Annotated in this window: 3 protein-coding genes (1 of these 3 running past the window's edge); all 3 read right to left on the bottom strand. The window is 72.9% G+C overall.

Going from position 1 to position 12866, the window contains the following annotated elements; genetic code table 11:
• Window positions 1–91: 91 nt before the first annotated feature.
• Tightly spaced (each overlapping or abutting the next), the 3 genes in view from OG570_RS28900 to OG570_RS28890 form a layout consistent with a single transcriptional unit that may run on beyond the window.
• Window positions 92–1303, bottom strand: a complete 1212-nt coding sequence (locus OG570_RS28900; protein WP_326952299.1) for a cytochrome P450 — start codon at window positions 1301–1303, stop codon at window positions 92–94.
• On the bottom strand, window positions 1300–3513 hold the full coding sequence (fabD, locus tag OG570_RS28895; protein WP_326952298.1) for an ACP S-malonyltransferase: 2214 nt from the start codon (window positions 3511–3513) through the stop codon (window positions 1300–1302). The genes OG570_RS28900 and fabD overlap by 4 nt, the downstream gene beginning before the upstream one ends.
• A protein-coding gene (locus tag OG570_RS28890) for an SDR family NAD(P)-dependent oxidoreductase (protein WP_326952297.1) crosses the window boundary here: on the bottom strand, window positions 3510–12866 show its 3' end. Its footprint extends 13236 nt past the window's final position; the window shows 9357 of its 22593 coding nt (coding positions 13237–22593); its start codon lies off the right edge, out of view; the stop codon is at window positions 3510–3512. The genes fabD and OG570_RS28890 overlap by 4 nt, the downstream gene beginning before the upstream one ends.

Raw genomic sequence — 12866 nt, 5'->3', positions numbered from 1 at the left:
TCGCGTTCGTCGCGCTATCGATGGTCACGAATGCCGTTCCCGCTCCGGTCCCGCGGACGTGCCCCTGGCGGTAATCCGGACAAATCGCCGGTCACGACGAGACGGCGAGGGGCAGCGTGAAGGCGTTGAGCATCTGCGAGCTGCGGATGAACCGCGGCGGCTCGTCGGGGATCGTGGTGATCTTCGGGAACCGGTCGAACAGGATGTCCAGCGCGATCCGGCCCTCGAGCCGGGCCAGGCCGGCGCCGATGCAGTAGTGGATGCCGCGCGAGAACGTCAGGTGCGGGTTGGGGTCGCGGCCCGGGCGGAACTCCGTGGGGTCGTCGAAGACCAGCGGGTCGCGGTTGGCGGCGCCGAGCCAGACCATCACGAGCTGGTCGGCCGGGATCGTCACGCCGCCGACCTCGGCCTCGGCCGTGGTCGCCCGCGACGTCACGGCGAACGGCGGGAGGTAGCGCAGCGACTCCTCCATCACGTCGGGCAGGCGCGAGCGGTCCGCGCGGACGCGGGCGAACTCGTCCGGGTGCGCGTCCAGGCAGAGGATCGTGTTGCCGAGCAACATCGTCGTGGTCACGTGCCCGGCCAGCAGCAGGACATCGGCCAGCGTCGCGATCTCCTTGTCGCTGAGCTGCTCCCCCTCGACCTCGGCGTGCACCAGCCCGCTGAGCAGGTCCTCGCGCGGGTGCTTGCGGCGGTCCTCGATGTGCTCGGCCAGGTACTCGCCGAACTCCTTGCGTTGCTGCAGGGTCGTCTCGGTGACCTCTTCCTGGCCCTCGAACCGGCCGACGATCGAGACGTCCTCGGTGGACGTCGACGGGATCAGCGACTCGGCCCAGCGGCGGAACAGGTCACGGTCGCTCGCCGGGATGCCGAGCAGCTCGGCGATCACGATGACCGGCAGCGGGTAGGCCAGCGCGCTGACCAGCTCCAGCCGGTCGGTCACCTTCGCCTCGTCGAGCAGGTCGTGGGTCAGGCCCGCGATCCGCGGTTCGAGGTCGGCGAGGACCTTGGGGGTGAAGGCATGGTTGACGAGCCGGCGCAGCCGGGTGTGGCGCGGCGGGTCGAGGTAGAGCAGCTCCCCGGCCGACGCCTCCTCGATGTCGGCGCCGATCTCCGCGGCCATCAGCCGCATCATGTTGGAGGAGAACAGCTTCGGGTTGCTCAGCACCTTCGACGCCTCGGCGTGGCCGTAGACGTTCCACATGCCGCTTGCGGCGTCGAAGGCGACCGGCTGGTCCGCGGTGGTGCCGCGCAGCCAGAACTGCTGTTCGTGGACGCCCCAGGTGTCGAACTCCGTGATCATGTCGTCTGTCCTTTCGCTACTCGTGAGAACGCCGCGAGGTGCTGGGCGGCGCCGTCCAGAAGCAGCAGGCCGATCTCGTCGACGTGCCGGTTCCGCCAGGACTCGTGCGGGGTGCCCTTCACCCACTGGTTGAAGGAACCCAGGGCCGGTCCGGTGTGGACCTGGTAGTTGGCCTTGTCTTCGCGGCGGCCTTCCAGCGCGATCCGCGCGCTGTAACCGAAGTAGCGCCGGAAGATCAGCGCCATCTTCTGCTTCGGCTGCTTTTCGGCGCGCTCCACCAGCTCCGCGCGGCCGCTCGCGCGCAGGTGCGCCACGACGTCGGCCCAGACGTCGTCCAGGGGCTTGCGGAAGTAGGTGCGCTCCAGCTGCGCCCGGGTCTTCGCGGGCAGGTCGTCGATGCCGTCGTGGTGGCTGTAGAGCGCGTGGAGCTTGTTGCCCCGCGACGGGAAGAACACGCCCTTGCGCAGCACCTGGACCCGGCTGCCGAGCTCGAACATGTCACCGGCCGGCGCGTAGTCGGTGTCCTGCACGTCGATGTCCTGCAGCATGTCCTTGACGACGTCGCTGGTCGCGGCCTCGGCGGTGCACTGGTTGACCGAGCCGGTGAGGACGTAGTCGGCGCCGAGCACGAACGCGGCCGCGACGGCGGCGGGCGTGCCGATCCCGCCGGCCAGGCCCATGCAGACCGGCTCGGCGTAGCCGTGCTCGGCCTGCGCGCGGCGGCGCAGTTCGAGCAGCGAGGGCAGCAGCACCGTCGGGATGCCGCCGTCGGTGTGCCCGCCGGAGTCGGCCTCGACGGTGACGTCGTGGCTCATCGGCACGCGCCGGGCCAGCTCGGCCTGCTCGGCGGTGATCACGCCGTCCTTGCGAAGCCGGTCCAGGACCGCGGCCGGCGGCGGCGCCAAGAAAGCGGCCGCGACCTCGGGACGGGACACCTTCGCCAGCACGCGGTGCTCGCACACCGGCTCGCCGCCGGGCCCGCGGCGCAGGCCCGTGACGCGGTAACGCACGAGCGCGGGCGTCATCTGGATGAACGCCGACGCCTCGACCAGCCGGACGCCGTGCCGCAGCAGGACGTCGACCACGCCCTCCTCGGCGGCGGGATCGTCGTGGTTCGCGATGAAGTTGACGCCGTAGGGCTGGTCCTCGGCCAGGGCGGCCTGGATCTCCTTGATCCCACGCTCGATCTCGGCCGGCTCACTGCCGCCGGTGCCGAGGAAGCCGAGCATCCCCGCGCGGCCCAGCCGGATGACCAGTTCCGGTGACGCGATCCCGCGGTACATCCCGCCGGCGACGTAGGCGAAGCGAAGGCCGTGTCGCTCACGGAAAGCGGCGCTGCCGAGGTCCTGGGGCCGGAGCACCGGCGCCCGGGACGCGGCCCGCGTCTGCTCGACGAGCTTGGTCAGCACCGTGCCGCCCAGCTCGACGAAGTCCGTGACGCCCGCGTCGAGCAGGTGCCGCACGGTTTCGGTCCAGCGCACCGGCTGCACGATCTGGTCGGTGAGCACCCCGGCGGTGGTGCCGGCCGAGTAGGGCCGCGCCGTGGCGTTGGCGATCACCGGCACGTCGGGCGTGCCGAGGTCGAAGGCGTCGAGGAAGCGCCGGAACTCCTGCTGGGCCGGCCGCATCAGCGCGGAGTGGAAGCCGCCGGACACGCGCAGCCGGACCCAGCGGACGCCCCGGTCCTGCAGGAACGCGCCCAGCTCGTCGATCGACTCGGCGTCGCCCGAGACAACGCACTGCTGGGGCGAGTTGTCGTTCGCCACCGACAGGGTGCAGAACTCGCCTTCGCGCACCAGCGCCGTGACCTGGTCGCGGTCGAGGCCGGTGACGGCGATCATGCCGCCGCCCTCGGCCCGGGCCATCAGCTCGCCCCGGCGCCGGACGAGCCGCAGGCCCGTCGCGAAGTCGAACGCGCCGGCGGCGTGCAGCGCGCAGTACTCGCCGAGGCTGTGCCCGGCGTAGAACGCGGGCGCTTCGGGATGCCGCTCGCGCCACTGCCGGTGGGCCAGCGCGCCGACCACGAACAGCGCGGGCTGGGTGAACTCCGTGCGGTTCAGCTCGCGCCGGGGATCGTCGAGGCACAGCTCGCGGATCGAGTAGCCGAGCAGGTCCGAGGCCTGGTCGGCCTGCTCCGGGTAGGCGTCGAACAGCTCGCGGCCCATGCCCTTCACCTGGGCGCCCTGGCCGGGGAAGATCACCGCTTTCACGTCAGGCTCCGTTCGAAGTCGGCCAGGCTGATCGCGCCGTCACCGGCCGCCTCGATCAGCCGGCCCAGGAACTCGTCGCCGGGATCGACCGGCTCGGGATCGAGGGACCGGACGCGGAAGCCGCGCAGGCGGGCGCAGATCTCGCCGTCGTCGTCGCACAGGTCGACGTCGAGGACGTATTCGCCGGGCACCGCCCCGCCCTCGCTGAACCGGACGACCGCCCACGCCGAGGCGGGCAGCGGCCGCAGCACGCGGACCGCGTCGACCGACCGCGGCAGTGTGGCGGGTACCGCTTCGGCGCCGTCGGCGGCGAACAGGCCCAAGGTGGCCTGGAACGCCGCGTCGAGCAGGCTCGGGTGCAGCACGAACGTCTCCGCGCCGGCCTCGGCGGGCAGCCGGAGCCGCGCCACCGCGAGCCGCGAGCCGCTGTGCAGCCGCTCGATCGTCCGCAGCGCGGGACCGTACCCGAGGTCGAGCCGCTCGAACCGCGCGTAGCACTCGTCCGCGTCAAGCACCCGGCCGTCGGTTTCTTCGAGCAGCGCCGGGATGTCGTGCCCCTCCGGTGTTTTGCCGTCCGCCGCGGTCAGCTCCCCGTGGCCGTGGACGACGGGCTCGCCGTCCGGGCCGGTGGTGAAGACGCGGTAGGACAGGGCACCGCCGTCGGCCGACAGTCCGATGTGGACATCCGTGGCGCGCTCGACCGGCAGCGGCCGGTCCCAGGTCGCGCTGACGACCGGCCGGTCGCCGCCCGCCAGGTCCGCCGCGGCCCGGGCCATCTCCAGGTAGGCCGCGCCCGGCAGCACCGGGACACCGCGGACCTTGTGGCCGGCGAGGAAGAACTCACGACCGGTCAGGCGGGTGGTGTAGCGCGGGCCGGTCAGGTCCGAGGTGTTGGTGTGCACGAGCGGGTGCAGCTTCGGGGTGCCCGCCCCCACCGGGGTGCTCGTGTCGAGCCAGTAGCGCTTCAGCCGGAACGGGTAGGTCGGCAGCGGGATCCGCCGCGGCGTGTCCGGGTGCCACCGGCTCCAGTCGACGTCGGCGCCGCGCACCCAGGCCCTCGTCGCGACCGTCGCGTCGGTGCCCTCGGGTGCCGCCGGGACGTCGTCGCGGGTGACGCGGCCGGTGACGATCGAGCCGTCCGGTTCGCCGCGCAGCCAGGACTCCAGCCCGGTCGCGAGGTCGTCGACGGTGGCCGCGACGCAGCCGAGCCGCTCGGCGTGCGGCGTGCGCCCGACCTGGGAGGTGTAGGCGATGGACGTCAGGTCGGCGTCGGTGTAGGTGCCGTCCCTCAAGGCCTTGACCCAGTTCTCCGCCAGGGTGCGCAACACCTCGGGGTGGGTCGCCGACAGGACGATCGGCAGCGGCTCCGCGGGCGTCTGGTCCACGGGCGCCGGGACGTACTCCTCGAGCACGATGTGCGCGTTGGCACCGCCGAAGGCGAAGGAGCTGACCCCGGCGCGTCGCGGCAGCTCGGCCCCGGCGTCGTCGACCGGCGCCGGCCACGGCTGCTGCTCGCGGACCAGGTAGAACGGCGTCCCGTCGAGCTTGACGTACGGGTTCACGGTGTCGCAGTGCAGGCTCCGCACCAGGGTGCGGTGCTTCATCTGCAGCAGCACCTTGATCATGCCCGCGACACCGGCGGCGACCTCGAGGTGCCCGATGTTGGTCTTCACCGAGCCGATGCCGCAGTGCGCGCCCGCGACGTCCGCGCCGTCGTAGAGGTCGCGGAAGGCCTCTTTCAGGCCGTTGATCTCGACGGGATCGCCGAGTTTGGTGCCGGTGCCGTGCGCCTCGATGTAGCCGACGGTGCGCGGGTCGACGCCGGCCTTGCGGTGGGCCGTGCGGATGACCGCCGCCTGCGCCTTCGGGTTCGGCGCGGTCAGCGAGTTCGCGCGGCCGCCGTGGTTTTCGGCGGTGCCGCGGATCAGGCCGTAGACGTGGTCGCCGTCCCGCTCGGCCGCCGAAAGCCGCTTCAGGACCAGCATCCCGACGCCCTCGCCGCGGGCGTACCCGTTGGCGTCGGCGGAGAACGTCTTGCTCCGGCCGTCCTCGGCGAGCATGCCGGCCTTGCTCATGCTGATGTGCAGATCCTTGCTGAGGACGGTGTTGACGCCGCCGACGATGGCCATGTCGGACGTGCCGTCCTGCAGCGCGCCGACCGCGCGGTGGGTGGCGATGAGCGCGCTGGAGCAGGCGGTGTCAACGGGCTCGCTCGGGCCGTGGACGCCGAGGAAGTAGCTCATCCGGTTCGGCCCGAGGCAGGGCGCGGCGCCGGTGGCGTCGTACGGTTCGACGACCGGCGAGTACTTCGCGACCATCGTCGGGTAACCGGTGCTGGCGGTGCCGACGACGATGGCCATGTCACTGCCTTCGACGGATTCGGCCGCGTACCCGGCGTCTTCGAGGGCCTTCCAGGCGTAGAGCAGCATCAGCCGCTGCTGCGGGTCCATCAGCTCGGCCTCGCGCGGCGAGATGTCGAAGAACAGCGGGTCGAAGTCACCGACGCCGTCCATGAACCCGCCGAACTTCACGTTGCTGGTGTTGGGTTCGGTGATCGGGTCGCCGAAGCACTCCCGCCAGTCCCAGCGGTCGGCGGGGATTTCGCCGATGCAGTCCCGGCCTTCGGCGAGGTTGCGCCAGAACTCGGCGATGTCGCCGGCCTTCGGGAACCGGCCGCTCATGCCGATCACGGCGATCGGTTCGGGGCCTTCCCGCGGCTCGGTCTTCGGGGCTGCGGGTGCCTCGACGACCGGCTCGGGCTTCGGTTCGGACCTGGGCGCGACCCGGTCCGCGTGGTGCTCCCGGAGGTAGCCGACCAGGCCGTTGAGCGTCGGGTACTCGAACAGCAGCGTCGGGTCGAGCGCCAGGCCGTACCGCGCGTTGATCTCCGAGATCAGCTCGGTGAGCGACAGGGAGTCGACGCCGTACTTGCTCAGCTCGCGGCCGCCCTCGATCCGTCCCACCGGCAGGCGGAGGACGTTCGCCGTCAGTTCCGTCAGCTCGGCGAGCAGGTCCGGCCGCTCTTCCGGCGCGGGCACGGGCTCCGGTTCGGGCGCAGGTTCGGGCGTCGGTTCCGGCGCCGGGGTCGCGTCGAAGACGTCACCGTGATAGTCCGCCAGGTACCCGGCCAGGCCGTCGAGGGTCGGGTACTCGATGAGCAGCGTCGGGACGAGGGTCAGGCCGAACTCGTCGTTGAGCAGACCGACGTAGTCGACGAGGGAGATCGAGTCGAAGCCGTACTCGCTCAGGTCGACCCCGCCCTCGATCTCGTCGGCGGGGACGTCGAGCAGGCGCGACACGCGGTCGGCCAGCAGCGTCACCAGGCTGTCGGGCATGGTGGTCACCTCCGTTTCGGGGCGCAGCAGGGTTTCCCCGATCCGCGCCCGGTCGCCGTACGTCACGAGGACGTGGGGTTCGCCGCTGCCGTAGGCCCGGTGCAGGGCTTCGACGCCGGCCGCGGCGGGCATCGGCAGGATGCCGACGGTGTCCCGCATGGACCGCTCGGTCGCGGCGTCGACGCGCATCCCGCCGTCGGCCCACAGCGGCCAGCCGACGCTGAGCGTCCGCCCGTGCCGCTCCCCCGCGGCGACGCGCTTCTCGCGAAGAGCCGCGTACTCGTCGAGGAAGGCGTTGGCCGCGGCGTAGTCGGCCTGGCCCGGGTTCCCCGACGCCGACAGCGACGAGAAGCCGATGAAGAAGTCGAGGTCCAGCCCGGCGGTGGCCTCGTCGAGGTTGACGAACCCCGCGACCTTCGCGGCGAGGACGGCCCGCAGGTCGGCGACGTCCTTCTTGACGAGGTAGCCGTCCCGCAGCACGCCGGCGCTGTGCAGGACACCGTCGAGGCACCCGTGTTCGGCGACGACGTCCTGGACGCACCGCTCGACGGCGGCCCGGTCCGTGACGTCCAGCTGCCGGTAGTTCCCGGGCCCGTGCGCCGAACGTCCACAAAGGATGATCGTGGGGTCGGCCACACCGGCGGCGATCTCCTGGGCGAACACTCGCCCGAGCCCACCGGCGCCGCCCGTGATCAGGTAGACGCCGCCGTCGCGCCAGGGCCGCACCGCGGGGGCGTCGGCGAGCGGTGTCCACTGCGGGACCTCACGCCGTCCGGCCACCTCGCGGATGACGACGTCGTCGGCCCGGGCTTCCCGGCGCAGGCGGTCGGCGAGCCCGTCCGGCCCGGCGACCACGAGCTGGGTGACCAGCTTCGGGTGCTCGTAGCGGGCGGTCCGCAGCAGCCCGGCCAGTGCGAGATCGGGTGACCCCGCCGGCACGACGACCTGCAGCAGCACCCGCCCCTCCCGGCTCGCGACGACGGCGTCCTGGAGGTGCGTGAGCAGCTGCTCGGCCCGCCGGGTGAACGCGGCGGCGAGGTCGGGGCCGCCGGGCAGGGCGGTGCAGGTGGCGTCGAGGTCGGTGAGGTCGACCGGGTCGAGCCCGGCGAGCAGCACCTCGTGCCGGACGAACCGCGGCGCGCCGGCGACGGGTGCGGCCGGGTGCCAGGTGGGGCGGGCCAGCACCAGCTCGCCCGCCTCGGCGGTGGGTCCGGCCGGGGTCACCTGGTCATCGGCGGGTGCGGGCTCCTGCTTCTCCGGCGCGGGCAGCTCGCGGAACGTGAAGCCGAGCAGCCGCACGCAGACCTCGCCCGTCTCGTCGCACAGGTCGATGTCCAGCCGCCGGACGGTGCCCGGGCGGTCGTTGGCCGACGGGCGGATCACCGCCCAGCCCGCCATCGGCGTCGCGGCGTGCACGCGGACCTCCGTCAGCGCGAACGGCAGCGCGGCCGACACCTCGTCCGCGCCCTCCGCCAGGGCGAGGCCGAGCGTCGACTGCAACGCGGAGTCGAGCATCGCCGGGTGGACGGTGAAGCCGTCGCCGGCCGCGGCGGGACGGCGGAGGCGGGCGACGATCAGGCCGTCGCCGATCTCCAGCTGCTCGATGCCGCGCATCGCCGGGCCGAGGCCCATCTCCGTGCCCTCGTACAGGGCGTAGCAAGCGCCGCGATCGAGCGTGCGGCGGGTGCACTTCGCCCGCAGCGCGGCGATGTCCACCTTCGGCGGCGGCGCCGCGACGGTCGGCTCGACGCGCCCCTGGCCGTGCGTCTGCGTCTCGCCGCCGGTGGTCGTCGTGATCCGGTAGGCGAAACCGCCGTCCTGCTCGTCCAGCGCGACCACGGCGGTCGTCGGGCCCGTGATCCGCGCCGGGCGCGTCCAGACGACGTTGCGCACCGTCACCCCGGTCCGGCCGAACCCTTCGGCCTCCGCGGCGGCCCGCGCCAGCTCCAGGTACGCGACGCCCGGCAGCACCGGCGTCCCGGACACCCGGTGGTGGTCCAGGAAGAACTCGCGCCCGGTCAGCTCGACGACGTAGCCTTCGGATCCCTTGTGGACAGTCGTGGCCGGCGGCGCGCCGATCCAGTACCGCTCCCCGCCGAACGGGTAGCCGGGCAGCGGCACCACCCGGAACCCGTCACCGAACAACCCGCCCAACGACGGGATCTCGCCCCGTACGTACCGCGCGGCCACCTCGGTCAGCGTCAGACCGTCCACTGAGGACATTTCGGGCAGCTCGTCGGGCACCGAACCGGTGACGACCGAGTCCGCCCGGCCGTCGCGCAGCCAGGCCCGCATGGCGTCGAGCCACGCGGCCCGGTCCGGCGCGACGCAGGCCCACCGCAGGTTCTCCGGACGGCGGCCGACAGCGAGGGTGTAAGCGGCGTCGCCGAGGTCGACGTCGTGCGATTCGGCGTGGGCGAGCACGCGCTCGACGTGACTGCGCAACGCCGTCTCGTCCTGAGCGGACAGCACGACCAGCCATTCGTCCCGCGCCGCGTGCGGCACATCGGACCCCGACGCATCCTCGACGACGAGGTGCGCGTTGGTCCCGCTGGCGCCGAACGAGCTCACGCCCGCACGGCGCGGCCCGGACTCCGGCGACGGCCACTCGCGCACCGCGGTAGGCACGTAGAAGGCGCTGTCCGCCAGGGGAATCGCCGGGTTGGCCCGGTCGAAGTGCAGTGACGGCGGCACCTGTCGGTGGTGCAGCGCGAGCAGTGCCTTGATCGTGCCGGCGACGCCCGCGGTGAACTGCGTGTGCCCGACGTTCGTCTTGATCGACCCGAGCGCGCACCCACCCGCGGGCGCGCCGGTGAACGCCTCGGCGAGGGCGCCGAACTCGATCGGGTCGCCGAGCGGGGTGCCGGTGCCGTGGGCCTCGATCAGCTGGACGCCGCCCGGGCGCACGCCCGCGTCGCGGTGGACCTGGCGGACCAGGTCCTCCTGGGCCTGGGCACTCGGCGCGGTGATGCCGTTGGTGGCGCCGTCCTGGTTGACGCCGGAGGCGCTGATGACGCCGTAGACGTGGTCGCCGTCGCGGACCGCGTCGGACAGCCGCTTGAGCACCAGGACCCCGGCGCCCTCGCCGGGCACCATGCCGTCGGCGGCCGCGTCGAAGGTGCGGCACCGCCCGGTCGGCGACAGCATCTTCGCGGTGGACGAGTACTCGTAGAGCCGCGGCGTCGCCTGGACGAACACGCCGCCGGCCAGGGCCATCGACACCGTGCCGAGCCGCAGGCTGTCGCACGCCAGGTGGATGGCGACGAGCGAGCTGGAGCACGCCGAGTCGACGGCGATCGCGGGCCCGGACAGGTCGAGCAGGTAGGAGATCCGCGACGCGATGACCGAGGCCATGTTGCCCCACATGGTCTGCGGGGGCTTCTCGCCGCCGATCAGCTGGTGGTAGTCGCCCGGGTAGGCGCCGACGTAGACGCCGCACGCGCGGTCGGTGAGCCGCTCCCCCGCGTACCCGGCGTCTTCCAGTGCGTGCCAGCACTCTTCGAGGAAGACGCGCTGCTGCGGATCGGTGTGCACCGCCTCGGTGCCGGAGACGCTGAAGAACAGCGCGTCGAAGCGGGCCGGGTCGTCGAGGAAGCTGCCGTACTGGCGGCCCGCCTTCGGGCCCAGCTTCCCGGCGAGGTCCCAGCGGGTGACGTCGCCGACCAGGTCGTCACCGGCGGCGAGGTGGGCCCACAGGCTCTCGGCGTCCGGGCTGTCGGCGAACCGCGCCGCCAGCCCGACGACGGCGATCGGCTCGTGGGCCGTCGGTCCGGCGGGCAAGGCGCTCTCCGGGGTCACCCCGCCGACCCAGGCCGCGCGGCGCTGGAACGGGTAGGTCGGCAACGGCGTCCGGCGGCCCGTGAACTCGGCGTCGAGCTTCCCGCCTTCGCTCCACCGCGCCCGGATCTGCTCCAGCTCGGCGGCCGCGGGGACCGTCCCGTCGGCCAGCCAGTTCTCCAGCTGCCGCAACAGATTCTCACGATCGGAAGCCGCGAAGGCGACGCGCTGGGCGAAGTGGGCCCGGCCGTGCGCGAGGGTGTAGCCGACGTCGGCGAGCACCGCGTCCGGGTGCGCGGTCAGGTGCCCGGCCAGGCCCTCGACCAGTTGCCGAAGCGCTTCGGGGCGGGGCGCGGACAGCAGGAACAGCCGCTCGCGGCCGTCGTCGTCGCGCGGCGCGATCGCGGGCGGCTCTTCGACGACGAGGTGCGCGTTGGTGCCGCTGAAGCCGAACGAACTCGTCGCGGCGACCAGCTTGCCCCGGCCGTTCGGCTCCCACGGCGTCAGCTCGGTGGTGACGTGGAACGGGCTGTCGCCGAGGCGGATCGCCGGGTTGGTCTCGTCGTGGTGCAACGACGGCGGGAGCGTCCGGTGCCGCATGGCGAGGACGATCTTGAGCAGCCCCGCGACGCCCGCCGCGGACATGGTGTGGCCGATGTTCGTCTTCACCGTGCCGAGGGCGCAGCCACGCGAACCTTCGGCGGTGCCGAACGCGCGGACCAGCGCCGCGGTCTCGATCGGGTCACCCAGTTTGGTGCCGGTGCCGTGCGCCTCGACCAGGCCGATCTCGGCCGGGTCGACGCCGAAGCGCTCGTGGACCTCGCGGATGAGCCGTTCCTGCGACGCCGCGCTGGGGGCGGTGATCCCGTTGGTCGCGCCGTCCTGGTTGATGCCGGAGCCGCGGATGACGGCGTGGACGTGGTCGCCGTCGGCGAGCGCGTCGGAGAGCCGCCGGAGCACGACGACGCCGACGCCCTCACCGGGGACGAACCCGTCTGCGGCCGCGTCGAAGGTGTGGCAGCGGCCCGTCGGGGACAGCATCCCCGCGCGGCCGGCCGTCAGGTAGGTCTTCGGCGTGGTCTGCACGGCGACACCACCGGCGACGGCGAGGTCCGTCTCGCCGCTCCACAGCCCCTGGCAGGCGAGGTGGATCGCGACCATCGAGCTGGAGCAGGCCGTGTCGACGGCGATCGCGGGCCCGCGCAGGTTCAGGTGGTAGGCGACCCGGGCGGGCACGATCGAGGGCGCGTTGCCCCAGGCCGCCTGCGCGGGCGGCCGCTCGTCGAACCAGGCGGTGTAGTCGCCGCCGGTGCAGCCGACGTAGACGCCCGCGCGCTTGTCGTCGAGCGCGGTGCCGACGTACCCGGCGTTCTCCAGCGCCGTCCACGCCTCTTCCAGGAACAGGCGTTGCTGGGGATCGGTGTAGGCGGCCTCGCGGCCGGACATCTTGAAGAAGCGGGCGTCGAACTCGTCGATGCCGTCGAGGAAGCTGCCTTCCCGGCAGGCGACGTCCGTCCACTCGGGACCGGAGACGTCCCAGCGTTCGATCGGACCGACCAGGTCGTCGCCGTCGGCGAGGTGCTGCCAGAGCGCGTCGAGGTCGGGTGACTGCGCGAACCGGCCGCTGATGCCGACGATGGCGATCGGGTCTGTCTCCGGCGCTTCCGGTTCCGGTGCCGCGGCGGGCACGGTCGGCTGGTGGGTTTCGGCGATGTGCGCGGCGAGCAGCTCGACACTGCGGTGGTCGAAGATCACCGTGGTGAGCAGGTCGAGGCCGAGGGACTCGTTGAGCTGCTGGACGAAACCCGCGCCGACGATCGAGTCGAGGCCGTAGTCGGCGAACGCCCGCGCCGGGTCGATCGCGCTCTCGGCCATCCGCAGCGCGTCGGCGAGCTTCTCGAGGACCACGGCGGCGATCGACGTGGTTTCCCCTACGGGCGCCGGTTCTTCCGTCGGCGCAGGTGCCTCGATCACGCGCGGCCCGCGGGCGACGCCGTCGCTGTGGGCGACGACGATCTGCTGCCCGAGCGGCTCGGCGTCGGACGCCGGGTTCGTGACGCCGGTGAAGCCCTCCTGCGCCAGCACCGCGGCCCAGCCGGCCGGGGACAGCGCCGGGCTGCCGGGCACGCGCAGCTCGGCGTCGGTGTGCGTCCACCAGCCGTCGAGCAGGCCGAACGTCAGGTGGTTGACGAGGTAGAAGCCGCTGATCTCGTTGAGCGCCAGCAGCCCGTTGCCGCGCAG

Source organism: Amycolatopsis sp. NBC_01286 (assembly GCF_035982555.1).
Taxonomy (GTDB): Bacteria; Actinomycetota; Actinomycetes; order Mycobacteriales; family Pseudonocardiaceae; genus Amycolatopsis.
Note: the sequence above shows the minus strand (reverse complement) of the source record. Positions and strands in the feature narration are given on the sequence as shown.